This window comes from Microcoleus sp. (assembly GCF_041354475.1).
Lineage (GTDB): Bacteria > Cyanobacteriota > Cyanobacteriia > Cyanobacteriales > Microcoleaceae > Microcoleus.
Genome location: NZ_JBGJZU010000012.1, coordinates 27,061 through 53,065 on the forward strand (window position 1 = coordinate 27,061; position 26,005 = coordinate 53,065).

Consider the following 26,005-nt stretch of genomic DNA (forward strand, 5'->3'; position numbering starts at 1 on the left):
GGGGAGGGTTGGGGTGGGGTAAAAAACTTTACGACTCATTTAGGACTGCTATAGTGACGTTGATTTATGTCCATCTACCTACTAACTTTAATTCCTAGCTTCTTGTTCGATGGCACTGTGGCGATATTCCGATTGAATTCGCTCCAGAACTTGGTTATCAATAGCTCCCTTCGCCAAACGCACCGCATTGGCAATGGAAGCAGCTTGAGAGGAACCGTGGCTGATAATGCAAACTCCAGCAACGCCCAACAACAAACCGCCACCGTGTTCAACGTGGTCTACCCGCTGCTTGAATCCTTGCAGACTTTTTTGCAGCAGAGGATCGTTAATTTGATGTTGGAGTCCTTTGACCAATTCTTCCTTGAGCACCTGCACCACAACTTCGCCCACAGCTTCGGCAAACTTCAACAAAACGTTGCCGACAAAGCCGTCACACACAATCACATCGAAGTTACCAGAGAGCACATCACGACCTTCAGCATTCCCCACAAAAGGAATATGAGGGTTGTCCACCAATAATTGATGAGTACGCACTGCTGCGTCATTACCTTTAGAAGGTTCTTCACCAATATTGAGCAGACCGATTTTGGGTTCAGCCACACCCAGTACGTACTGGCTGTAAATGGTACCCATGGCCGCGAACTGCTCCAAAAATTTGGGGCGACAGTCCACGTTAGCACCGACATCCAGAATCAGTACAGCGCGACCAGCTACCATTGTCGGCAACACCGCACCGATGGCTGGGCGGTCAATCCCAGGAAGTCGTCCCAATCTCAACAGAGCCGCAGCCATGGCCGCGCCGGAGTGACCAGCGGACACCACAGCATCGGCTTGCTGCTGCTTCACCAAATTCATCGCTACGTTAATCGAAGCTTTAGGCTTGCGTTTGAGGGCACTCAAAGGTTCTTCGTGCATTTCCACCGTTCCTTCAGAAGCAACGATTTCAAGCTGACCTGCACAGACGCGGCCGTGCGCGTCTTGTTGTCGGAGCGAGTCTTCTATTTGCTGCGGGTCGCCCACCAGCAAAATCTCTACACCTAATTCTGTTTGTGCCTTAAGCGCTCCAGCCACAATTTCGGCGGGGGCGTGATCCCCACCCATAGCGTCTATTGCAATTCTTGCGCGTGTCGATCCCATTGCCCAATCTTTGAGAAACCTTCAAGATTCTACCAGGAAGTCTGGAGCCTGAGTCGAGAAGTATGAATATAGTTAAAATCTCAAATCGGTGGACGGGAAATTCCCAAACTCAATGCAATAGTTAAGAAGACTTTAGGAGTGGAAAATGCTGGATTTATTTAGCTCTGGAATTATATCTGTGTGGCTGCATATGGCTGGGGTCAGCAGTGCCGGGGCAAATGCCGCCTCGGTGCTGGCTTGGGAGGGAGGGATACCAGGGTTAGGAGTCGCGATGGATTTGGCGAACGGGGGAGTCTCACGGACCAATCCCGATTTACCAGCCTCCACCGCAGTGCAGGAATTTCTCAAGGATTTGAAGAGGAAGGGGCTGACTGAGGGAAATCAGGGAGTTTGGGTCCAGGCGGGAATGTTGCCACTGGTAAGTCAGCAGGGAACCACACTGATGCCAGGGGCTTCCCTGACCAAAATTGCCACTTCTCTGGCTTCCCTAGAAACTTGGGGTGCGGATTATCAGTTTGAAACCCGGTTCCGGGGGACTGGGCCGATTCGCAATGGCGTGTTGCAGGGGGATTTGGTGGTGAGCGGGGGGGGCGACCCTCTGTTTGTGTGGGAGGAGGCGATCGCCGTTGGTAATGCTCTCAACGATCTGGGAATTCGTCGCGTGGCGGGCAATTTAATTGTGACTGGCAATTTCCGCATGAATCAACAGTCCGATCCTGTGACGGCGGGGGATTTGTTGCGGGAGGCCCTCAATGGTCGCAGTTGGTCGCGGGATGTCCAGTCAATCTATTCTAAAATGCCTCCGGGTACGAAGCGACCGCAGGTGGTTGTGGTTGGTAGCACAGTTGCTCAGCAGCAATTTGTGGGTTCTGGGCGTTTGCTGATGACGCGGCGATCGCTCCCTTTGGTGGAAATTCTCAAGCAGATGAACGTCCACAGCGATAATCAAATGGCTCAGATGTTGGCTGACAATTTGGGCGGGGCAAAAATTGTGCAGCAGCAAGCTACTTGGGCCGCTGGTGTGCCGGCGGCGGAACTGCAATTAGTTAATGGTTCGGGATTGGGAGTGGAAAATCAGATGTCTCCCAGGGCTGCTTGTGCAATGATGCAGGCGATCGGGCGTTATCTTCAAACTACTCCGTTGACTGTTGCTGACTTGTTTCCGGTGTCTGGGCGCGATGCAGGGACTCTCGAACATCGGCACATTCCCCCCTACGCTGTGGTGAAAACAGGCACTTTGGACAGCGTGATTGCCTTGGCTGGAGCCATACCAACGCGCGATCGGGGTTTAGTTTGGTTTGCAATCATTAATCGCGGTACCGATTGGGACTCTTTGAGAGCGCAGCAAGATGTGTTTTTACAAAAATTGGTTGGCCGTTGGGGAACAGCATCGACTTTACCGAAGGTAATTACGCCCCATATTGACGGCCGCAGACCAGCCCTAGGGGCAGCAAATCGCAGCGATATTTTGCTGGGAGGTTGACCGTTGACAGTTGTCAGTTGACCGTTGTCAGCGAACAGCGAACAGTCAACAGCGAACAGTCAACAATGCCCCATGCCCAATTCCCAATTCCCACAGCATTGTGATGTGTCCTTGTTGTATGTCACAATTACTAGAGGACTATTGTGCAAGAAGATGATCAAACTGCGATTAAAGAGATACGGGAAGAAACGCGAGGCAAGCTACCGGATTGTAGCGATGAACAGTTCTACCCGCCGCGACGGCCGCCCTCTAGAAGAGCTCGGCTTTTACAACCCCAGAAATAACGAAACGAGGCTGGATGTTCCAGCGATTGTCAAGCGCCTGCAACAAGGCGCTCAGCCAACTGACACTGTGCGTGACATCCTGAGAAAAGCGAATGTATTTGAACAAGTCGGAGCCGGAGCTAACATTGAATCCAGCAACACAGCCTCCGTTAGCTAGTCCCAACTACGCTGGACTGGTGAAATTTTTAATAGGCCCTTTTTTAGAGTCCCCAGGCTCTTTGCGGGTTGATTGTGAAATCCACCCCCGTCAGTCGCGGGTCTGGGTGAGACTAGCTTTTGACGATCCAGACAAAGGACGGGTATACGGTAGGGGTGGACGTAATATTCAGGCTATTAGAACTACCCTCGAAGCGGTGGCACAGACGGCCGGCCAGTCCGTCTACTTAGACATATACGATGGTGAAGCAGGCGAAATGCGATCGCCTGCACCCAGGCCCGATCGCCCCGATCGCGGTTCTCGCGATCGAGGAGACTTCCGACCCCGAACCTCCGCACCGCCACCCACGACCTTACCTAGCAGAGCTCCCAGAGAGCAACCTCGCCGCACTAATACACCTACGTTTAGAACCAGCAGAAATACTCCAGGCTATTAACTGCTCTGTGGCGAACAAGTCTGCAACCAAATAGTTTTAGATTTTAGATTGTCTGTTGTAAACTTTTTTTTACAAATCCCGTCTGATTTTAGTTGGCCGATTGTGCGATCGGGCAAAAAATTCAAATCTAAAATATGAACGGGATTAGATAGATCTAAAATCTAAAATCTAAAATCTCACATCTAAAATCTAACATCTAAAGTTGCCTGACTTGATAGAAAGGAGATTTGATTTGTACCTCAAGCACCAAACTCATTTGGGAGCTAAATCTAAAAGACGCCTTAGATACTAGGTAAAAGCTAGTATCGGGCGCTTTTTTGTTTGCAAAATGCGACCAATCTAACTGGTAATTGTTAACTTTTAATTGCTTATTTGGAGGGAGCTTATGTTGGCATGACTGAAACACTAATCATAGAGTTGCCGAGCCCTCAAAGCGCCATGTCGCTTGCCGGCCATCAAGAACAAAATCTGAAAACTATCTCTAAGCAAACCGGCGCAAACTTAGTCATGCGTGGCCAAGAACTGCTGATTTCCGGCACAAAAAATCAAGTAGAATTGTGTCATAAATTAGTGCGATCGCTCTCCGACTTCTGGAAAGCAGGTAAAACAATTACCGGAGTGGAAATCCAGACAGCGCGCCTCGCTCTCGATACCAACCGCCAAGACGATTTACAAGACTTGCAGCGAGACGTTCTCGCCAAAACCCGCCGTGGCGAAGAAATCAGAGCCAAAACCTTCAAGCAGCGACAGTACGTCCAAGCAGTACGCACCCACGACCTGACATTTTGCATCGGGCCCGCCGGTACTGGTAAAACATTTCTAGCAGCTATTTTCGCCATCCAAGCTTTGTTAAGCAAGCAGTACGAACGGCTAATTTTAACCAGACCCGCCGTAGAAGCTGGGGAAAAACTAGGATTTTTGCCAGGAGATTTGCAGCAAAAAGTCGATCCTTATTTGCGGCCGCTTTACGATGCCCTCCAAGAAATGATCGAGCCCGAAAAAATGGCTGATTTAATGGAAAGAGGGCTGATTGAAGTAGCTCCTTTAGCTTATATGCGGGGGCGCACTCTCAGCAATGCTTTCGTAATTTTAGATGAAGCTCAAAATACTACCCCCGCTCAGATGAAAATGGTGTTGACTCGTCTGGGTTTTCGATCGAGAATGGTAGTAACTGGCGATATCACTCAAACCGATTTACCTCCCAATCAACAGTCGGGATTAGCAGTTGCACAAAAAATTCTCGGTAATGTTGAGGGGATTGCTTTCTGCGAATTTTCTCAAGCAGATGTGGTCCGACACCCGCTAGTACAGCGGATTGTTGCTGCTTACGAATTACACGAAAAATAGTCAGTAGTCAGTAGTCATTAGTCATTGGTTGGTTGTTATTGGTTATTGGTTCTAATTCCCAATGCCCCATTCCCAATGCCCCATTCCCCAATTAAATAATGATTACTCTACCCCTAAATGTAAAGATTGACAACAACGTTGAACTGTTCTGTAAAATTGGTAGTAAAATCCTCAAAAATAGAAAGAAGTAAATGAAATCAATTGCTCAAACATTTCCAGTTGTTAACAGCCATAATGAATGGGACTTACTAAAAGAAGTAATAGTAGGTCGTATAGAAGGCGCTTCTGTACCTGAAAGCGAACCTTGTCTTGATGTTGATCTTCCTCCCCAATATCAAGACTTTTTCAACAAATATGCAGGTAAACCTTTTCCAGAAGAGTTAGTTCAAGCAGCAGCTAAAGAACTTGAAGAATTTTGCTATATTTTGCAAGCCGAGGGAGTTAAAGTCAAACGTCCCGATGCAATCGATTTCTCACAACCCTATAAAACCCCAGACTTTGAAGCATCCGGTCTTTATGCAGCTATGCCCCGCGATATCTTGATTGTCATCGGCAATGAGATTATTGAAGCACCGATGGCATGGCGATCGCGCTTCTTTGAATATCGTGCCTATCGCTCCCTGATGAAAGATTATCTCAAGCAAGACGCCAAGTGGACAACTGCCCCCAAACCTCTGATGTCCAATGAACTTTATGATTTTGAGTTTGCTGCTAAATCCCCCGAAGAGAGAGAAGCATTAGTCCAACAAGGACGTTACGTTACCACAGAATTTGAACCTTGCTTTGATGCAGCAGATATCGTGCGGTTTGGGCGGGATATATTTGTGCAGCGCAGTCATGTTACTAATGAAATGGGAATTACATGGCTAAGAAACCATTTAGGGGAAGAATACAGAGTACACACAGTGAAGTTCAAGGATTTTAACCCGATGCACATTGATGCTTCTCTGGTTCCCCTGAAACCTGGAGTCGCCTTAATTAATCCTATGCGGCCGCCCTACAACCCAGAATTTTTTAAGAAGGCAGGCTGGGATTTAGTTGAAACTGCTTTACCGACAACTCCTGACTATTGGAAGTTGCCCATTGCCAGTAAGTGGGTGAGTATGAATCTTCTGATGTTAGACACAGAGCGTGTTATCGTTGAACGGCAAGAAGAACCTACTCAAAAACTTTTGCAGGATTTAGGTTTTAAAGTCATTCCTGTTGATTTTCGCCACGTTTATACCTTCGGAGGGTCATTTCACTGTACGACTTGTGATGTTCAACGAGATAGTAAGCTGGAAGAATACGGTTTTTCCGAACTCGCTCATTTCATTGATGTTAAGTAATCAAATGCAAAATCAGTAAACCGTCTTCATTTTTCATTGTGTACTTGTGATTAATTTTTTCAATTATATTGATAAATATGGATTTGATAAAAGAAACTAGCGATCGCACGAAAGGTATTTTGGCAGTTATTGCTGTTGCTATGATTCTGGGTTCAACTTCTTCGGCGATCAAAGAGGCTCTCGTGAACCTGAATCCTGAAACTCAATTAGCTGTGCGCTTTACAATTGCTGCAATAATTTTCCTGCCATTTATTGGCAAACTTAATCTTTGTCTAGTTAGAGAAGGAGCAATACTTGGGCTTTTATTATTCGGAGTTTTTGCCTTTTCTACCATTGGGCTTGAAACTATTTCAGCTCATCAGGCATCATTTATTTTTGGATTTAATGTCGTTTTTGTCACCCTATTTGAACTCGTGTTTCGTCAGAGCTTTAAGATAGATGTGCTGTTGGCAGCAATATTGGCTTTTACTGGAATTGTCATGATGTCTTGGGAAGGTGGCGATCCCCTAAGCGGTAGTTTATGGTTATTCGGCTCTGTGATCGCTGACTCAGCCTATATCCTCCTACGTGAAAAGATTGCTGCTCGCCACCCGTCTTTGACACTGACGGCTGTCCAAATCTGGGTTATAGCTGCATTGAGCTTACTATGGGCCGCTCCTGGGCTTTTGGGACAAATAGAAGCAATTGAAATGAATCTAGGCTGGCTTAGTTATCTCGGCATCGTAGGCAGCGCTCTTATGACTTTACTGATGACTACAGCACAGCTTTGGATTTCAGCTCAAGAAGTAGCGGTGCTTTTGTCATTAGAACCTGTTTTCGGAGCAATTTTTGCATTTTGGTTGTTAGGGGAAACTTTTGGTATATTCAGCTTTGCTGGTGCAGCGATGGTGCTAGTAGGAATAATTTTGATGATTCTCAAGCCATTCTCAGAGCAACCTGAGTTTTCTAAGTCAGAGCAACCTGAGTTGTCCAAGCTGGATTAACCAAGAGAAGTGCTCTGCGGAGGATACTACAGGCTAATTATCTTGATCTAGGATTCTATGCAGCAATTACTCATTCCTTTACTGACACTATTCATACGCCTGTTTTGACCACGGTGTATAAGTAGTTGGACAGAATTAATTAGGGCTTGCTGAATAATCGATCGCATATTACGTGGTCTGGGTTAAGAGAGCGTGCGATCGAGAGTCAGATCGCCGTGAAAAACAGGTAAAATAGATCAAAACCCGTGCATAGCCACATATGAGACAGGAAAAACTCATCTTTCACTCTGGTTGAATAATCAATCACTCCCGATCGCCAGAAAGCGATCGATTATTCAGCAAGCCCTACTTATGCAATTCGTTTTTTGGACGAGCAAAATGAGCCTGCGTTGAGTGCGTTTTTGCAGTGGGGAAAGCCCAGGGCTGTTTCATTCTCCGGTCCGATCGCCAAAGACACAAATCTTAATGAAGTAGCGATCGGTACTTGAAATGTTGTGTCAGCTATGGTACTATCAAGACACTAAATATAGGTTTTGAAAGTGGTGATTAAATTGCGAACAATTTAAATAAAAATAGCCTTAATAGATGATGGCAATTACCAGTAATCTCAACCCAAAGGTGACTGGGATGACAAATTAGTTTATCGCGCCGAAAAACGGAAATCTAAAATGAGAGGCGATCGGGCAAAGCGGTTAGTTGTTGACCGCTCAATCAAACATCAAATTAGCCCTGTTTTTCCTTGAGGTTATAGAGAGTGGGTGAGTTAAAGAAATGTCAAATCAGGAAAAATATTTTCATGAAAAACAATAAAATGTTACCCAAGAGAGTCCGTGCAATTTTTTTGATCGGAGTTGTTAGTTGTTTCGCACTCTGGGGAATGCCGGCGCGATCGCAAGAAGCCGCAGCCACAGCATCAGAGGAAGCCACAGCCTCACCTAAAGCTGAGAAAATTGAGCCTCCACCAAAAGCAGATCCCAAAGCAGCAGTTACGACTAAAGATCCTGAAATTCCAGTTGAGGAATTGCAACTGCTAGTCAAGCCGCTCACTTTGGATGAACTCCAAAACGAAGCCGCAGCGTGGGAATTGTTGCTCCAAAACAAAGTCAAAGAAATTAGCGATGCCGAAATCGCCATCAAGCGTCAAAATCGCTCCATCAACAAACAACAAGAAGTTGCAGGTTCCCTAGACGAAGCTAAGAAAGCACTAGAAGAAAGCGAAAAAGCTCTCAAGAGCGCTGCCCCAGACTCAGCAGAATACAAAGAAGCCACTAAAAAGGCAGAAGAAGCTAAAGACAAACTCAAAAAAGCCCAGGAAGGGCTCAAAGAAGCAACTAAAACCAAAAAGGAACTTAAACAGGACGATACCCTAAACAATGCCTTGAAAAAAGCCGAGAAAACAGGCGAAGTAGATCGGGCCAAACAAACCCTCGACGAAGCGAAACAAGAGCGAGAGAAAATAGCCCCAGACTCGCCGGCATACACTGCGGCTACTGAAAAAATTGACGCGCTAGACAAGGCGATCAAAGCCGATGAGGACGCAGAAAAAGCCCAAAAAGCTATTGCCGATCCCAAATCGCCGGAATACCAGGAAGCCACAAAAAAATTAGAAGAGGCTACCGCACAAGTCAAAAAAGCGCGGGAAGCGATTAGCGGGGCTTCTACCACTGGTGGTACAGGCGCTGCGGAAAAATCTGCTCAGAAGCTCGATGAAGCCACAAGCACCCTTGAAAACACGAAAATCAAGACTGGCGGTGAAACAGGAACTGCGGGTTCGTCTGCTGCTGCTAACAGTCAAGCAAACCAAGACAAAAAAGGGCAGCTTGCAAAAACGTCAGACAAGTTGCAAGCGAATGCTAAAGATGAATCAGCATTGAAGAACCAACTGGTGGTCAATGCTACCAATCTCCAGTCTGGGCGAACAGCCGTTGTAGACCGCTTCAACGTGATTTTAGAAGAATTAGACCGCAAAGGTGGGGACTCCAAATATTACCGCAAATACATTGAAGCTATCACTAAAGCCGAAATTGATGTGAAGGATACTGAAGGTCTAGGCGTCAGAGTCCTCAGTTGGTTCAAATCAGATGAAGGTGGTTTGCGTTGGGTCAGTAATATCGGTAAATTTGTCGGTATTGTCTTGGCTTCCGCGATCGTTTCTCAAATAGTGGGCTTCGTGATTAGCAAGCTGCTGAAACTTTCTAATACCTCCAAATTGATGCGCCAATTTACCGTTGTTGTCATCAATCGAGGGGGAATTGTAGTTGGCGTACTCTTAGCTTTGACAGCACTAGAGGTTAGTCTCGCGCCTGTTTTGACTGTACTTGGGGGCGCGAGTTTTATCTTTGCCTTTGCTTTGCAAAGCAACCTTGGTAACTTTGCCAGTGGTTTGATGCTGATGCTTTACAAACCCTTTGATGTCGGTGATGAAGTGAAAATCGGCTCCCTATGGGGGTGGGTAGATTCCATCAGTTTAGCCAATACCAAAATCAAAGGATTTGGGGGTCAGATGTTTACTGTTCCCAACAACACTGTTTGGAGTGACACGATAGAAAACCTCACCACCAGTGACATTCGCAAAGTTAGATTTAGCTTTCGGATTAGCTTCGATCAAGATGTGACAAATATAGAGAAAGTGCTCGTAGACATTTTCAAATCCCACCCTCAAATTTTGGAAGAGCCAGCGCCTTCAACTTTTGTGTTTGACCTAGAAGACGAATACATTAATCTGAAGGCTAGCGGCTGGGCAAAAACCGACGAATTTTGGAAGGTATCAGCCGATATTATCCGCACAATCCAAACAAGGTTTGAGCAAGAAGGGGTTAAACTCGGGGCGCCCGCACAAGATATTCGGATTCTCCCTGAAAGTGATGAGAATAATTCTCTAACTCTCGATCGAGAATTCACTGAAAAACAATTGCTTCACCCAGAAACTGCAAAGCCAGCGCTCAAATAAGTGACTAATTAACTCAGAGCACTTTTTCTAGGAAAAATCATGCAGATTGCTGGGAAAGCAAGTTATAGCCGTCGCCAAGGCGAAGAAGGTCATCGATCCCTGAGCGGAGTCGAAGGGAGCAATGTTCTTAAATACCCTAACAACCTTGGCGGTTGCTATAACTATAAGGAGTCTACAATCTGTTTCATTTTCTGTTATGATTTAATAATACCAAATCCGAGTTTGCCACCCTTTTTGTGATTCGGCGGTTGAAACCACTACTACACAAACGAAGTCTGCCGGAGCAGACTAAGGGATAAAGGAGGTGTTTAAGCCGGATTTGGCATTTTCATTGACGGACGGTAAGCTGTTCGGCATTTAAACTTAGGGGCGTAGGGTGCGTAGGGGATCTCTTGCCATTCGCCCGTACAAGGTTTTCCGTTTCAGCGTAAGGGTTCTAGCTGACGCACCCTACGCCACGAGTTACTGGTTTAAATGGAGAACAGCTTATGGGTGGCCAACTTTCTGCCTGCTGATTCAGCAAAACCCTAATTATATCGACGCAACCAGCAAACCACATTGAGTCGAAATAATCGTTAAATTGAGGGCAATTGACGGAAACCACTCCAGAAAATCAGCAAGTTCGTGCTTCCGATCTTCCACATTATCAGCAACCAGAAGTATCTGCTTACCACCACAGCTTTCGATAATAGCAGAAACATCGTCTTTATAAGGCCGTTTCGCGTGATCTATAAACACAAAATCTGGCACAGGAATCTCCTCGGGGATTTTGGAAATTGCCTCAGAAGAAGGACACACCCACTGTTTAATTCGATGGGAAATTCCCGCTAATTCAAAGTGTTTATTAGCTTCCTCGGCTACAGCACTATCAAACTCGACCGTATGAATGATAGTTTCGCTATTTCCCAATGCTAGATAACAAGTAGAAAGACCATAACCAGTGCCTAATTCAAGGACAGTCTTGGGTTGGGATGCCATCACAAGTGCTTGCAAAATTGGGCCGGTGTCTTTGCGAATTGGATTTCGCCAAGCACTTTCCCCGTACTGTTCGCCACCAAGGACACTGATTTTCTCAATTACTGCTAAAACTTGTTGGTTCATCGGAAACTCTTGATAGGTTATTTAAGTTAAAAAGAGAAGGTTGTTCTCACTACTCCCACAACAACATCCGGGTTGCGATCGTCATGGTTGGGGGCGGTCAACCAGATTATACCAGGGGTAATAGTGATATTGTCGGTCAGTAGATGGGTGTAAAAGGCTTCGATGTGAAATCCCGTGTCGCGATCGCGGCGTTGTCCTGCGGGTAAACCAATCGCTTGAGCGATCGCCCCATTGCTCGTACCCGCCAGCCTGGGCTGCACCCCAAAAACAATACCAGCTAAGTTACCTTTTTTACCTATGTCATAAAAAGCCATAGAAAAACGATAGTCCAACACATTAGCATCTCCCTTAGTACCATTGCCCAAGGCACGAGCCTTAATCAAACCAACAGAACCGCTTAACCCCAAAGTCGGGGAGACTCGATAGGAGATTCCAGGAAGATATGCGTTGCCGACAACGGGCCCAGCCCCCACAACTTTGGCAGCGTTACTACCACTCGCCGTATCAGCCCCAAATTGAGGAGAATAGAAGTGGATATAATTTAAAGCAAGATTGAGCTTGTTGAAAGTGAAGATCGTTCGTACAGAACCACTGTAGCCACCACTGAAGAGACCTACAGTCGGGTCGTTTGTCCGGGATTCGCTGCCGGCGGCGAAATCGAAGTTCAACCACGGAGTTGCTTTCCACTGTACGCCAATCCCTGTCTGCTGAATGGCGGGGTACAGGATCGGGTTCATTGAACCAAAGTACGATAGAGCTCCTGTCGTCGGACTGGCAAATGGACTCAGGGGTGCTGAAAGTAACCGATTGCTAGAAAAGGCATTTAAAGAAACTAGCAGTTTGTCACCCACTGGGAAGCGGTATCCCAATCCGATCAAATTCAAAGTTCCATTTCCTGATATGTCGGATGACAGGAAACGAGTTTCATCAGTCGGGCCGCTGAGACGACCTTGCGGAAATTCGGTAGCTGTGTTAAGTGGCCTTAAATTTGTGGCTTCCAGACTGACAAACAAGCTGTCTTTACCCGTGAAGCTGCTATTCAAGTTGAGTTGGAGTCGATAGCCCAATGTAGTGTTATTCGCTTCGCTAGCATTTTTGCCAAAAGCATCTCCCAGATAAGTCAACACCTCACCCGTCAGCTTTGTGGTGGTGGAGAATTGGTTGGCTTCGAGTTCGCCCGTGCGAGCTTCCAGGGTATCTACACGCCCGCGCAGGGTTGCTAATTCGGCTGCAAATTCTTCTTGCAGCCGTTGGACGGCTGCCAAGTCTTCTTTGGTAGCTAAGTTTGTCGTTCCAGCGGTAATTACCTCCCTCACTTTATCCAAGCAGGCGTTTAAGCCAGCGGCAAATTCGTAGCGGGTGATTGCCCGGTTGCCGCGAAATGTGCCGTCGGGATATCCCGCGATACAACCGTACCGTTCGACTAGAGATTGTAATGCTTGAAATGCCCAATCCGTTGGCCGCACGTCGGATAGCTGGGAGACTGAGGTCACTTGGTCGATCGATGTGTTGTCCTCTGATGTTTTTTTGTCAAAGAGGGGGTTGACGGTTTTTCCCCTTGCTGGCAATATATTATCAAAGAGTGAGGTATCCTGTTGTGGAAGTTCTGCTGTTTGTCCAGAGATAGGAATTACCTGTTCCGTCAATGTGTTCTCTGGCGATGGATTGGAAACTAGGGAATTTTCCTTGGCCCTCGAAGATCCTCTGTCCTGATTTAGACTTAGATATTGATTGAAATCTTCGGCTTTCTGCGTTGGTATTTCTTGGTTAGTAGTGGTTGGGAGCAACACGCCGTTGAGGGAATTATCCCCAACATTTTCAGCGCTAACTACTGACTCTGGGAGTGCCTCTGCTTGTACATTTATTTGAGGATCGGTTTCCTCGCTGTTGGCTGGTGAAGCAGTTGGTCGATCGGTAATAGGGGAATCGACGGTCTGGGCGATCGCTGTCGGCGTCAGTCCACTAACTAAAACAGTTAGCGTAACTACTAAAGTTTTGAAAACAAGTGTATTCATAGTTGATACTCACCCTCACATCTTCGTTTCAAAAACAATATCACACGTTCCCCACTCACTACTCACTTTTTATTTCGTTGTTTGTTGTGAGCTATAAATATCCAACCTTGATGTTTCATCATTCTGAGTAAAGCATAACCCCAGATTATGTGCAGCCCAAAAACAGGCATTGTTTTCCCCGAACGGCATAAAAACACACAAAAAACCCGGCGCCACCAGGTAGAAAGGTTCATGACTAAAAAAGTAATCGCAATGACTGTTTCAGAAGTATTATCAAGTTTTGCCATGATCCGATTCAGACCGAATCTTCGTTTACCTTGTCCGAACTTTCCCTCAATCGCATTGCGAATTCTCTCATCTTCCAACCCTTGCTTCTTTTTTTCTTTGCTGATATTGGTTGGAGGCCTTCCTAAAGGCGGTCCACTGATTCTAATGCCTTTGTCTTTGCACCAAGCTCGGTTCTCTCTTGTACGATTGCTGCGGGCAGGCAAGTTAGTATTATTTTAACTTAAATATTCATTGACATAAGACAAATGTTATGATAAAGATTGGCAAAATCTCAGGTTTTAACTGCCGAATTTGCGATCGCATTCAAATCCACACCCCCAAAAGGTTAAGATTCTAATCTAACCCTCCTGCAATCATTCACCTCCTATGGCAGAAACCTTATTGTTCAACGCCCTCCGCGAGGCCCTAGACGAAGAAATGGCCCGCGACTCCGCTGTATTCGTACTCGGCGAAGACGTAGGCCACTATGGCGGTTCTTACAAAGTCACCAAAGACCTCTGCAATAAATACGGCGACCTCCGCGTCCTCGATACCCCGATCGCCGAAAATAGCTTTACAGGCATGGCAGTAGGGGCAGCAATGACAGGATTGCGGCCGATCATCGAAGGCATGAACATGGGCTTTTTGCTCCTGGCGTTCAACCAAATTTCCAACAATGCTGGAATGCTGCGCTACACCTCCGGCGGCAACTTCAAAATGCCCATGGTAATTCGCGGTCCCGGTGGCGTGGGCCGGCAACTAGGCGCCGAACACTCTCAGCGACTAGAAGCCTATTTCCAAGCAGTCCCAGGTCTAAAAATCGTTGCCTGTTCGACCCCTTACAATGCCAAAGGCCTTTTAAAATCAGCCATCCGCGATGATAATCCCGTCCTGTTTTTCGAGCACGTTCTCCTTTACAACTTGAAAGAAGATTTGCCAGAAACAGAATATTTAGTGCCACTGGACAAAGCAGAAATAGTGCGATCGGGCAAAGATGTCACAATTTTGACCTATTCCCGGATGAGACATCACGTCATGCAAGCCGTGCCCGCACTCGTAAAAGAGGGTTGCGATCCAGAAGTAATCGACCTAATTTCTCTCAAACCCCTTGACATGGAGACCATTGGTGCATCCATTCGCAAAACCCACAAAGTAATTATTGTGGAGGAGTGCATGAAAACAGGAGGCATCGGTGCTGAATTAATTGCCTCAATTAGCGATCGCTACTTTGACGAACTCGACGCACCAGTTTTGCGACTTTCATCACAAGATATCCCCACACCATACAACGGTAATTTGGAAAGACTGACAATTGTACAGCCAGCTCAAATTATCGAAGCCGTCCAAAAAATGGTAGCCCTACGAGTATAAATAGTCATTGGTTGTTGGTTATTGGTTATGGGTTATGGGTTATGGGTTATGGGTTATTGGTTATGGGTTAGTGGTTATTGGTTAGTGGTCATTAACTAAATAACAATTAACAATTAACAATTAACCAAATAACAAACAACCAATAACCCATAACAACCAACAAACAACGAACAACAAATAACAAATAACCAATGACAAATAACCAATAACAAATAATTAAATATGCAAAAACAACGTTCAGTATTAGCCCTAATTTTTGTTTTAATCATCGCCGCCATTACTGTCATAGTAACACTTCCTACGCGGCTAGGATTAGACTTGCAAGGAGGCTCACAACTCACAATTCAAGTCAAAACTACCCCCACCATCCCCAAAATTGACCAGGGAATGTTAGAAGCAGTACGACGCATCGTAGAAAATCGCGTCAACGGTTTGGGAGTTTCCGAAGCCTTAGTACAAACAGTAGGAGAAGACCAAATTCTCGTACAATTGCCCGGAGTAAATGACCCCCAGCAAGCAGAACGAGTTTTGGGCGGCACCGCCAAGCTAGAATTCCGGGAACAACTGCCAGGAACAGAAGCCCAATTAGCCATTGAGAGGCAGTTGCAGCAGGAATTACTCGCCAAACAAGCAGCATTAAAAACTACCCCCAATGAGGCAGCATTTAAAGAAAATCAAGCTGCTTTGAAAAGGAGTAATGAGGCAATCTCGAAACTATACAAAAGTAGTGAACTCGGCGGAAGCAACCTGAAGGATGCTCAAGCTCAACCCACTGGTAACGAATGGAATGTCGCTCTCCGCTTCGACACCAAAGGAGGCGAATTATTTGGCGAACTTACTAAAAATTTAGCCGGAACCGGACGGACTCTAGGCATTTTTCTAGATGAAAGAATGATTAGTTCTCCTGTAGTTGGCGTGGAATTTGCCCAAACAGGAATTACAGGAGGAAATGCCGTAATTCAAGGTCGTTTTACAGCGCAAGAAGCTAACGATTTAGGAGTGCAACTGCGCGGTGGTGCTTTACCAGTACCCGTAGAAATTATTGAAAACCGCACAGTCGGTGCTAGTTTGGGTAAAGACAGTATTCAAAGCAGTATCACCGCAGGGATTGGGGGTTTAGTTTTAGTCTTGATTTTCATGATCGCCTACTATCGACTCCCTGGCGTAATTGCAGATATTGCCCTCTTAATTTATGCTTTGCTAACTTGGGCTGCTTTCGTGCTGTTGGGAGTAACTTTAACACTACCGGGAATTGCTGGTTTTGTGCTCAGCATTGGTATGGCTGTGGATGCCAATGTGCTGATTTTTGAACGCACGCGAGAAGAGTTGCGGGCTGGAAAAACTCTATACCGTTCTGTAGAATCAGGTTTTTACCGGGCTTTTTCTAGCATTTTAGATGGTAACGTCACAACACTAATTGCTTGTGCTGCGCTGTTCTACTTGGGTGCTGGTTTAGTGAAAGGGTTTGCTGTAACGCTAGCCTTGGGTGTCGCAGTCAGTATGTTTACTGCTATCACTTGTAGCCGCACTCTGATGTTGGTAGTTTTAGGCTTTCCAGAATTGCGCAAACCTGAATGGTTCTGTCCTAATTTGTCGAAAACTGCCAATAGTTAACAGTTAAGTAGAAGGAAGAAGCAAGAAGATCGAGGTGAAGAATGCTCATACAGCAAGCTTTTGAGCCACCTGTATCTTACGTTTAATTAGGTGGACTTACTTAAAAGTTAACTACTGATTGCTTCCCTCTTGCTTCTTCCCTCATCCCTCATCCCTCATCCCCCATCCTTCTTCCTTCTTGCTTCTTCCTTCTTCCTTCTTGCTTCTTCCTTCTTCCCTCTTCCTTCTTCCTTCAACTTATGAAATTCAGTGTAATCAAACAGCGATCGATCTGGTGGAGTATTTCCGCCGCGATTATCCTTGCGGGTATAGTCTCAATGGCGATTTCTTGGACTCGTCCCGACATCCGCGCACCCCTACGCCCTAGTTTGGACTTTATCGGTGGCACTAGGCTACAATTTGAACTTGACTGCACGAAACCAGAAAATTGTAAACCCATCGATCTTGCTGCTGTCCGGGAAGTCCTCGATACCCAAGGTTTAGCCGGTAGTACCATTCAAATTGTCGGCAAAGAACAGCGAGGTTTATCGCTAAGAACGAAAACTTTGGATGTGGAAAAGCGGACTAAGTTGCAAACAGCTTTGAGTGAAAAAATAGGTGACTTTGCCCCTAAATCTACTCAAATTGATACGGTAGGTCCTACCCTCGGTAAACAATTATTTACTTCGGGATTGTTGGCTTTATTTCTCTCTTTTGCAGGCATTACTATTTATCTGACATTCCGATTTCAGTTAGATTATGCCTTTTTTGCTTTTGTTGCCCTGTTCCACGATGTGTTAATTACTCTGGGTATTTTTTCATTTTTGGGTTTAGTTCTAGGCATAGAAGTAGACAGTTTATTTGTGGTTGCTCTCTTGACAATTATCGGTTTTTCTGTTAACGATACAGTAGTAATTTACGATCGCGTGCGTGAAGTAATTAAGCTAAATCCCGGTTTGTCGATCGACCAAATTGTCGATGATGCTGTGATCCAGACCCTTGGAAGGTCGATTAACACGACAATGACTACGCTACTGACACTGTTTTCTATCTTTTTGTTTGGTGGCGAAACTCTCAAATACTTTGCTTTAGCTTTGATTGTGGGTTTTATTGCTGGTGCATATTCCAGTATTTTCATTGCTAGTACGCTGCTAGCTTGGTGGCGCAGTCGCACGGGCAACTCTATCCCAGTCCCTGTAGAAGCCATGAGTCCATCTGATGAAGTTTAGTTGACTGTTGACCCTTCGACCCTTCGACCCTTCCCACGCGCCTACCGCAGCCTAGTGGAAGAGTCGAAGGCCAGGAACCGCCAATAACAAACAACAAATAACCAATAACAAATAACCAATAACAAATAACAAATAACCAATAACAAATAACAAATAACAAATAACCAATAACCAATAACCAATAACCAATAACCAATAACCAATAACCAATAACCAATAACCAATAACCAATAACCAATAACCAATAACCAATAACAAATAACAAATAACCAATAACCAATAACCAATAACCAATAACCAATAACAATGACTAATGACAGCGATCCGAATTTTCAAATCGAAGTCCAAAGGCTCCATAAACTAACAGTATACGGTCGCTGGTTAACTGTAATATTTTTGTGGCTTAGCGTCGGTTCTTTGAGTATTTGGGCTTTACGCGATGAAATTGCTTTGTGGATCGAAAACTTTACTTGGGCTGCGGTGCGTTACGGTTTATACTTTCACCGCTGGCCAACTCTCGGTTTGGGTTTGTGCTTGGGGATGACTTTGGGAGTGCTAACTTGGCAAGGTCGCAATATTGCGCGAGGATTACCAATACGAGAAAAACAGCGTTTGGAACAACAAGTTAGCCGCATTCGCCAACAGGGGCCTAGTCATCCTTTGTGGAAGTGGGTTTGCCGATTTTGAATCAGAAGCAAGAAGCAAGAAGTAATAAAATGGGATTTAGATACGCTACTTATTGAAAAAATCAGGTATATTGATTTTCTGTTTGCGATCGCACAAATGTCGGTCTTTTTCAACATTCGGATTGTATTGTAGGTAGTCTCTGAGTCGATCGCATCCGATAGTCAGCAATTTGTCAAGTTCCCCAGCTTCCACTGTCGTAGCATCCAGATTCCATACCCTTACCGACGAATCTTTACCCGCAGATGCTAAAGTTTTGCCATCGGGACTAAAACTCAAACTCCACACATCCGCAAGATGTCCCTTCAAAGTTTGCAGCAAAGTACCATCCGCGCGCCAAATTCTTACCTTACCATCCATACTCCCCCCAGCCACAGTTTTGCTGTCAGGGCTCCAATTAACACTACCCACACCCGTTGTAGAATCGGCTAAAGATTTGAGTAACTTTCCTTCAGTATTCCAAAGTTTGACACTCCAGTCGTGACTCGCACTCGCAATCATCTCGCCATTTGGTGAAAAATTACAGCCCCACACTTCATCTTTGTGTCCTACAAGAGTTTTATGAAGTCTAAATTGCTTGTTCCCATCGCGTTTCCAAAGTTTTATAGTTTTATCTTGACTGGTGGAAGCTAACATCTCTCCATCGGGACTAAACCTCACTGATGTTACCGGTCTAGTATGACCTGTCAGAGTTTGCTGCAAAACTCCATTTAAATTCCAAATTTTAATAGTTTTGTCAGAACTGGCACTAGCAATTTGTTCTAATTTAGGGCTAAAACTAGCGCTCCAAACTAAATCTTGGTGTCCTTTGAGAATTTGCTGCAAACTGCCATCTCTGCGCCAAATTCTGACAGTTTTATCAAAACTTGTGGAAGAAATTAACTTACTATCAGGACTGAATACCACCTCACTAACTGACTGTTTATGTCCAGGTAACGTCAAAATCAGCTTGCCGTTTGGCTGAAAAACTTTCACACTGTAATTGTCGCCGACACTAACAATTAACTTACCATCCGGGCTAAAGCTAGCTGTGTGTCCGTTCGCCAAACGATTGCGTTCTCGCACTGCATCGATCGTATGGTGTAATCTATTTAATGTCTGTGCTTTGAGTCCTGGAGAGGCGTATATTTCTCTAAGTTTTTTTCCGGCGCTAACTGCGGCAATTAAAGCTCCTAGTTGGTCGTAGGCTAGGGAAATATCGGCTGTAGAGTTGAGGGCTTCTATTTGAGCAATAATGGCTTGTTTTTTTTGATTTTCTATTTGTTGGGTGACTCGTTGGGCGTGATTTATAATGCCGGTAGCAATCGTAGTAATGGTAGCGAGTCCTAGCAAGCTGAATTGGATTGTTGTCTTAGCTTTTTTTTGAGCTTTTGTCAAGACTAAATTGGCTTCGGTTAATATTTTTGAGGCTGCTTTTTCTATGGATAACTTTTTTTGTACTTGGACGTTTTCTAATTCTTGACTGGCTGACAGAAATTGATAATCTCGATCGCCCAAGCTTTTGTCTGCGGCCCAGCTTAACGCTTCTGCTAGCGCTCTACCTTGCAGCAAGCGGGAAGTGTCGGTATGATTGGAGACTTCCCAAGCGGCGATCGACTCCGAGTAGGGTCGCAGTTTGGCTAATTCTTTCTGTATCCACTCTTGGTTAAAAACTGAGGCGTAAATGGGATTATATACTCTTAGTCTTTGTCCATCTTTGACGATTAAACCTGAAAGTAATAATTCCATTTTTTCTGGACTATCTTGAACTAAGGCTAGTTCCGTGCCTACCCCACCATCAAATTCAGTGTTTATGGAACAGCTATCTTGCCTGTTATTGAGAATACTAACAGATGTGAGATTTGACAAAATTTCTTGGTAAAGTCCTAGCAAACGAGCCGTGCGCTGCGGATTTCTCAGGAGGCGATCGCGAATTGTTTTCAGATGTTCCGGTTCATCTTGAAATTCCCAGTTGTTGAGGGCACTGGAATGCACTAAATCTGCCATGAATAATTGAGTGTTAGCAACTCGATATTTAGGGTTATTTCCGCTGTCATTACTTGTTGATGTTCCTAATTTTTCCGAAGCTAATTTACAAAATTTTTGAGTAAGAAAAGGCTGTCCTCCCGTCCATTCCAAGATTTCTTTGAGCACTTCTAGGGAGTTTTCTATTTGTTCTGAAAATCCTTGAGCTAAAGGGATTGCTTCGTCGAGGGCAAATCCTTTGAGTTCAATGGGGCGACCTATATTAAACGGGGTTCTGGTTTTATCAGCAATTAAATCTTGAGGAGTCGTGACTCCAAACAAAGCAAAAGTAAGGCGGTTATATTCTGGATTTTCAGCGCGTTTATTGTAGCATCCTCGGACCATTGCAAAAAAATCATCGCTGGAAAAATTGAGGGAAAGAACGCTGTCAATTTCATCTATAAAAATAACTATATTGCGTTCTGTGGAAGGAAGTAATACTTGTTCGATAAATTCATTTAATCTTAATACTGGTGGTAAGTGTTCTCGATCGCGCCACCAAGTCCTAAAATTGATCGACTTAATTTTAAAGCTGTTGGCGAGAGTCCCAGTAAAACCCGCATACCACTGCATGGGAGTCATCTCGGTAGTGCCAATGCCAGTAATATCAACAGTACCGCAGACAGTACCTTCTGCTTGCAAGCGACGGGCTGCTTGTACGCGCAAACTCGACTTTCCCATTTGTCGGGAAGTTAGTACATAGCAAAACTCACCGGCTTTTAAAGATTTGTAAAGTTCGCGATCGGCAGCCCTGGTGACATAGGTAGGAGAATTTGGGGGCAAACTTCCCCCTACTTGATATTCAAATTCTGTCGCTGGCAAATCTGACACTGAAATTAAACGGGAAGAAAAAGGAAACTTGTCTATTTTACCTGGCTTTTTGCCAATAGAAACTTCGACTTGTTGCAGTTGGCTGGGTTTTGATAAAAGTTGGAGCATAATTTCTTCTTCTTCCTGTTTTTGTTTAGGCAATTCTCATTAAAAACTCTAGGATATTAACGGTGGGAACTTCAGGCGGCGCGACTTTTTCGGACGATTTCACAGAGTTTGATTCGAGCCGAATTTGAGGGTAGGAAGTGAGGATTTTCATGGGCGATTTACCGAACTAGATGTGCTAAGTGTATTAACTATGAGTCGATCGCCATTTCAGTACAATGTCACTTTTTCAATTTGCACAGTCGCTGAGTCGGAAGCAGTCAGCATTAAAAATCTAGCTCTAATCCTTTTTCTGTCTGGATTAGAGGCTTTTTCGAGCTGGGGCAATGCGGGGGCGAGGGGTAGACAGTTAGCCTATTGGCACAAGGAACTGGGGGCAGGGGGACTTTGAGCAAGTTCTTGTTCCCCCCTTCTTAAGGGGGGCTAGGGGGGATCTAGATTTAATAGTTAAACAGCAGTCTCTGACTGGGTTAGAAGTTAAGTTGACACCTATGGTGCCCGCCCAGTCCCTAGACTACCCTCCATCACAGCCAATGAGGGCCGGCACGGGGGCACGGCCCCTACCAAGAGTGAAATAGCCCTGCCCAGGGGGGGATGGGGTGAGAAGGCGATAGGGCTAGAGACAGGAGTGGAGACGAATCTTAATTGCTGCTGAGGGAATGATTCTCTGAATAACTTTTGCTCTGGTTAATATCAGCCAAAAGAAAGATGACTTAACAACAATTTAGGTGTTAATTAGAGTAATTATATAAAAAAAATACCTAAAGGAAGGGAGAAGAAAGAATGGACACATACACAGACCGCGAACAAGAACAAGTCGGCGAAAGAGAAATTGACTCGATACCTGTAGGCACTAAAGTTTCGCCCCAAAAAGTTAGTGGTGTGGAAGTACCACCTCTAGAAACCCCTGCTTATACTCAGCAAAAAGTGACCGTTGAGGAGTTAAAGATTAATGGTGATGATTTGGTTGCTAAAGTTAAAGAACTGATTCACGAAGGCAATATCCGCCGGATAATTATCAAAAATGAAGAGGGGCGGATATTGATAGAAGTGCCTCTGACGGTGGGAGTAGTCGGTGGAGTGATCGGTGCGGCGTTGTTTCCAGTGATTGCAGCAGTAGGGGCGATCGGTGCTTTAGTAGCTCACATGACTATCATTATCGAAAAGAATGAGACTACTTAACCCCTAGGGGTTGGATAATAATCAGTGCTTCTATCCCCCCTCTTCCCCCTAAAAAAAGGGGGAAGAAGGTCAAAAATTAAAAAAAAAGGGGGATGAGAAGATATCAAATTTGCTCGCCTAATGAATGATATTCTAAGAAATCACCTTATGTGCTAATTGAACTTTCCCTAAAGCTATCTTTCTACTATCAAAAAGTTTCATAACTCCTGATGCTATGGTGTCAATAACCTCGGCATCGCAGTAGGAGAGAAGTTCTTCTGAAGAAATATGACCTGCGAAAAAATCGTGAGCTTTTTTCAAAAAGGTGTCAGTTTCTGCAAAGCCAATAGATTTGATAATAAACGTAGAAACAGGGGAGTTTTTAATATCATAGGGAGATTCTTGATTGCGTCCTATCTCTAACAAATCTAAGACTTGTTTTTGTAACTGATTTTCGAGAGGATAGGCGATATTGCGCTCTGGTAAGTAATCCTCTAAGGCAGAGGTTGTAAAGCCCGGTGCGCGTAATTCTCCCATCATAGTAGAAAGGGGAATATCGCGGCCCAAACGGTAGGAAAGGGCTTCTAAAATAGCGATCGTAATCAGCTTGATGCCCAAATACAGTTTGGCAACTGCTATATTCTTTCTGGTGCGGGCAATCATGTTAGTGTAGGTTTCATCGTCCGGTTCTTCCATGAACTGCTGAAAAACCAGTTCGGGTTTGAGGAAATTCAAAAACCCTTCCATTTTTTGCAAGGAGCGGCGATATCCACCCACAGTATAGGAATTGACGTTGCTCAATTCGTGGTTGGTTTCGGGCATCAAATTCCAAGTATTGTCTAAGAAGTTAGAGGAATTGGGAGAGGCAAAATTCTCGACATCGCGATTTGCTAATCTGACCGATCCCTTGACAATTTCGCAGAGTTCTGCATCTGTTAATCCTAAATTGAAATCGCGATTTACATTGGCCAAACGCTGGTGCAAAAGTTCGATCGCACTTAAGCCACTGGGCGAAACTCCACGAAAAGGAATAGTAGCTTCAATGCAGGCTGCAATCTGAACGATCGTCCTAGGAAGCAAAAAAGGTTCCAAACATTTCCCTGCAATCACCGCACTTAAGAATTCATTTTGACCGGCAAAGGGAGAGAGAGTTTGACCTGGGACAAACCCAAATACGGCTGCCACGAGCTCATACATAGCATCCTTGGGGAGTTCGGCTTCATCCCTAATCACTAACTGCGATCGCACCTCCTTGACAAAAGGACAAAGGGCGCTACTGATATTAAAATTTACTCCCTGATCGACTTGGACGTACACCAGGTCGTGAAATAGCGCCGCCAACACTTCGATCGGATCGACAGACCCCCCGACCTCAAAAATATGTTCCGACGTGTGAAAATAGCGCCAAGGCCCCCTCATCGTTTGAATGATGAGCTCGGCTATCTGCTCAAGCTTGGGAACGTCTACTCGACCTCCTAATTGTTCGATCGACGTGACTAAGCAATCCAAGCACCGTTTTTGTTCTCCAAAGAGTTCCATTTACGCACCTCCCGTGCATTCCCTGATTCCTCCGTTTGATTGAATGGTATCAAAATGCGCTGCGATCGTGCCATGATTCATCAATCAAAACTGCTCGCATTTCAGGGAGACAGAGGCAGAAGGCGATAAGGGGGGAGACAGGGGGAGAGAGGAAATTTAAAACATTAAAACTTCGAGATTTGTGGCGAAGGGTTGACAAAAGTTGCTGGGCTACTCGATCAAAAAACTGGGTTTTAAACCCCGTCTTAAGTCAATTTTCTGCTTTTAGAGAGATGCAAAAACTCGATCGCTCGTCGCACTATTAACTAGGAACTCAAGTTATTGGGAGATGAAGTGGCGTGAAATTCGTGTCCGACCCGCCAATTTCGGTAAAAGTCCGCAAGATGAAAGAGCGGGTACGGTGGCAAGATAAATCGATCGCCGATCGGGCGATCGACCAAACTAAGATAATTTTGGACGATCGAGTTCCAGACGATCCAGAGTTTTCGTTTTTAGTCGCAGGGGACAGTGGCACCGGCAACCACCGGGGCCACAACCCCCAGCGCCAAGTTGCGGAACTGATGCTGCACGAGCGCCAAAATTGCCGTTTCCTGCTGCATACAGGCGATGTCGTTTATCTAGTCGGTTCCAGCGAATACTATTTGCAAAACTTCATTCGCCCTTATCGCGAGTTTCTAGTGGGTGGCGATACGCCATCTCGGATTGCCTACGATCGCATGATATTCAATTTTCCGTTCCTACCAGTACCGGGAAATCACGACTATTACGACTTACCCCTCGTCTACGGCATTCTCTCGGCTACGGCACAGCCACTGCGCCACCTGTTAGGCTCAAAGTTAGATCTGGATGTAGGCTGGCACGGTTCCGATCGCGGCAATGCCTATGCTAAAGCCTTTCTCGACTACCTGCAAGCTCACAAACTGCCGGGAGAACTCGATCGCCACCTAGACACCCACTACACGGCTCAAACCAACACCGGCCGCTGCTTGCGCTACAAACCAGGACGCTTTACCCGCTTACCCAACCGTTACTACAGTTTCCGCAGTGGGGGCATTGACTTCTTTGCTCTCGATTCCAACACCTTTAACGAACCTTTGCCACTCCCAAAAACCAAAGAGGGCGACCTTCTTCGCCGGAATTTGGCACAAGAAAGGGAGAAATTGGAGCAAGAAAAAACCGAAATGCTGGAAACCTCCGCTCGTCTGAAGCCGGAAATTCCGTCGGAAGCCGAACAGCTAGATGACTTGCGTGCCAAATTAACGCAAGTTGACGAAATGCTGATGGATATTGACAAACAACTCTCCCCGGACCAAACCGCGGCTACTGACTTTGAACAACTCGAATGGCTGAAACGAGGTTTGATTGCATCTTGGGCTGATTCCCAGGTGCGGGGGCGCGTAATTTACCTGCACCATCCCCCCTACGTGACTGAGGCGACCAAGTGGAATCAAGCTCAAACTTTGGCTGTTCGGTGGCATTTACGGGAGGTATTCGATGCGGTGGCGCGGGAAGTTGGGGATGGGTTGCGGGGGCGTCCGTTAGTAGATTTAGTGCTGACTGGCCACGCTCATTGTCTGGAATACCTGCGGACTGGGGATACCGGGCACGCTGATTCTCATATTAATTGGATTGTCTGTGGGGGAAGCGGGCACAGTCTGCGTCGTCAGCGTGTCGAAGGGCCAGTGTTGGAGGAAGCTTCCGGTTATCCAGTGTATCAGTTGGCGCGATCGGCGGAGGGAAAAAAAGTCGGCCGCCCGGTAGCGGAATCTTTGCTATATGTCGGCCGCAGCGGTCAAGGTTCCCAGAAACGCCGTCCTTATTCGTGTTTGCGGATTGATGTTTTGGATGGGTCCCCGCCCAAGTTCCGAGTCCGACCTTTGGTGGCGGAACGATTTGGCGGGAAGTGGCAGGATAGTGCGATCGAACCTTTTGTGATTTAGCATCCATCCATCACTCCGGGTGCTTTTTCATCTGGGCCTTGGGCATTACTAATACAGTTG

At 45.6% G+C, this 26,005-nt stretch carries 18 protein-coding genes and 2 pseudogenes; 14 read left to right on the forward strand and 6 right to left on the reverse strand.

Features of this window, described 5'->3' with window-relative positions:
- Positions 1-87 precede the first annotated feature (87 nt).
- Positions 88-1,137 (reverse strand): phosphate acyltransferase PlsX, encoded by a 1,050-nt coding sequence (gene plsX / locus ACBR23_RS06860; protein ID WP_341736880.1) that lies wholly within the window; start codon positions 1,135-1,137, stop codon positions 88-90.
- A 145-nt stretch (positions 1,138-1,282) separates the two neighbouring features.
- Between plsX and ACBR23_RS06865 the strand changes: the two genes are divergently transcribed.
- The 8 genes and pseudogenes from ACBR23_RS06865 (at position 1,283) to ACBR23_RS06900 (ending at position 10,105) form a co-directional block, all read left to right on the forward strand.
- Positions 1,283-2,620 (forward strand): D-alanyl-D-alanine carboxypeptidase, encoded by a 1,338-nt coding sequence (locus ACBR23_RS06865; RefSeq protein WP_371115825.1) that lies wholly within the window; start codon positions 1,283-1,285, stop codon positions 2,618-2,620.
- Between the two features lie 153 nt (positions 2,621-2,773).
- Positions 2,774-3,061: a 30S ribosomal protein S16 gene (gene rpsP, locus ACBR23_RS06870; protein WP_340521923.1), complete on the forward strand. Its 288-nt coding sequence runs from the start codon at positions 2,774-2,776 to the stop codon at positions 3,059-3,061.
- Positions 2,997-3,497: a KH domain-containing protein gene (locus tag ACBR23_RS06875; protein WP_341736882.1), complete on the forward strand. Its 501-nt coding sequence runs from the start codon at positions 2,997-2,999 to the stop codon at positions 3,495-3,497. The genes rpsP and ACBR23_RS06875 overlap by 65 nt, the downstream gene beginning before the upstream one ends.
- Before the next feature lie 393 nt (positions 3,498-3,890).
- Positions 3,891-4,844, forward strand: a complete 954-nt coding sequence (locus tag ACBR23_RS06880; protein ID WP_341736883.1) for a PhoH family protein — start codon at positions 3,891-3,893, stop codon at positions 4,842-4,844.
- A gap of 191 nt (positions 4,845-5,035) precedes the next feature.
- Positions 5,036-6,172: a NarL family transcriptional regulator gene (locus ACBR23_RS06885; RefSeq protein ID WP_371115824.1), complete on the forward strand. Its 1,137-nt coding sequence runs from the start codon at positions 5,036-5,038 to the stop codon at positions 6,170-6,172.
- Positions 6,173-6,249: 77 nt separating this feature from the next.
- Complete coding sequence (locus tag ACBR23_RS06890; RefSeq protein WP_371115823.1) at positions 6,250-7,155, forward strand: DMT family transporter; 906 nt, start codon at positions 6,250-6,252, stop codon at positions 7,153-7,155.
- A gap of 347 nt (positions 7,156-7,502) precedes the next feature.
- A pseudogene (locus ACBR23_RS06895) lies at positions 7,503-7,574 on the forward strand (heme utilization protein HuvX); the annotation flags it as partial.
- 377 nt (positions 7,575-7,951) lie between these two features.
- Entirely contained in the window at positions 7,952-10,105 is a 2,154-nt protein-coding gene (locus ACBR23_RS06900; protein WP_371115822.1) for a mechanosensitive ion channel domain-containing protein, read from the forward strand.
- Between the two features lie 531 nt (positions 10,106-10,636).
- On the opposite strand, the gene ACBR23_RS06905 is transcribed toward ACBR23_RS06900, so the two are convergent.
- From ACBR23_RS06905 to ACBR23_RS06915, 3 genes and pseudogenes are all read right to left on the reverse strand, one after another.
- Positions 10,637-11,206: an O-methyltransferase gene (locus ACBR23_RS06905; protein ID WP_371115821.1), complete on the reverse strand. Its 570-nt coding sequence runs from the start codon at positions 11,204-11,206 to the stop codon at positions 10,637-10,639.
- A 26-nt stretch (positions 11,207-11,232) separates the two neighbouring features.
- Complete coding sequence (locus ACBR23_RS06910; RefSeq protein WP_371115820.1) at positions 11,233-13,221, reverse strand: iron uptake porin; 1,989 nt, start codon at positions 13,219-13,221, stop codon at positions 11,233-11,235.
- Positions 13,222-13,283: 62 nt separating this feature from the next.
- Positions 13,284-13,694: pseudogene (locus ACBR23_RS06915) on the reverse strand (transposase); the annotation flags it as partial.
- Positions 13,695-13,875: 181 nt separating this feature from the next.
- Here ACBR23_RS06915 and ACBR23_RS06920 point away from each other — a divergent pair.
- The 4 genes from ACBR23_RS06920 to ACBR23_RS06935 all read left to right on the forward strand — a co-directional run bounded on the left by ACBR23_RS06920 (position 13,876) and on the right by ACBR23_RS06935 (position 18,368).
- Positions 13,876-14,859, forward strand: coding sequence for an alpha-ketoacid dehydrogenase subunit beta (locus ACBR23_RS06920; RefSeq protein WP_371119222.1), 984 nt, complete (start codon positions 13,876-13,878; stop codon positions 14,857-14,859).
- Positions 14,860-15,081: 222 nt separating this feature from the next.
- Complete coding sequence (gene secD, locus ACBR23_RS06925) at positions 15,082-16,473, forward strand: protein translocase subunit SecD (RefSeq protein ID WP_371119223.1); 1,392 nt, start codon at positions 15,082-15,084, stop codon at positions 16,471-16,473.
- A 239-nt stretch (positions 16,474-16,712) separates the two neighbouring features.
- Positions 16,713-17,681, forward strand: coding sequence for a protein translocase subunit SecF (secF, locus tag ACBR23_RS06930; protein ID WP_371119224.1), 969 nt, complete (start codon positions 16,713-16,715; stop codon positions 17,679-17,681).
- Positions 17,682-17,987: 306 nt separating this feature from the next.
- The gene (locus ACBR23_RS06935) at positions 17,988-18,368 is read left to right on the forward strand and encodes a hypothetical protein (protein ID WP_371119225.1); all 381 of its coding nucleotides are present in this window, start codon (positions 17,988-17,990) and stop codon (positions 18,366-18,368) included.
- 45 nt (positions 18,369-18,413) lie between these two features.
- On the opposite strand, the gene ACBR23_RS06940 is transcribed toward ACBR23_RS06935, so the two are convergent.
- Positions 18,414-21,341, reverse strand: a complete 2,928-nt coding sequence (locus tag ACBR23_RS06940) for an AAA-like domain-containing protein (RefSeq protein WP_371119226.1) — start codon at positions 21,339-21,341, stop codon at positions 18,414-18,416.
- 747 nt (positions 21,342-22,088) lie between these two features.
- Here ACBR23_RS06940 and ACBR23_RS06945 point away from each other — a divergent pair.
- Positions 22,089-22,487 (forward strand): DUF4342 domain-containing protein, encoded by a 399-nt coding sequence (locus tag ACBR23_RS06945; RefSeq protein ID WP_341736896.1) that lies wholly within the window; start codon positions 22,089-22,091, stop codon positions 22,485-22,487.
- Between the two features lie 132 nt (positions 22,488-22,619).
- Here ACBR23_RS06945 and ACBR23_RS06950 read toward each other — a convergent pair whose 3' ends face one another.
- On the reverse strand, positions 22,620-24,005 hold the full coding sequence (locus tag ACBR23_RS06950; protein WP_371115814.1) for a hypothetical protein: 1,386 nt from the start codon (positions 24,003-24,005) through the stop codon (positions 22,620-22,622).
- A 338-nt stretch (positions 24,006-24,343) separates the two neighbouring features.
- Between ACBR23_RS06950 and ACBR23_RS06955 the strand changes: the two genes are divergently transcribed.
- Complete coding sequence (locus tag ACBR23_RS06955; protein WP_371115813.1) at positions 24,344-25,945, forward strand: metallophosphoesterase; 1,602 nt, start codon at positions 24,344-24,346, stop codon at positions 25,943-25,945.
- Positions 25,946-26,005: the final 60 nt, after the last annotated feature.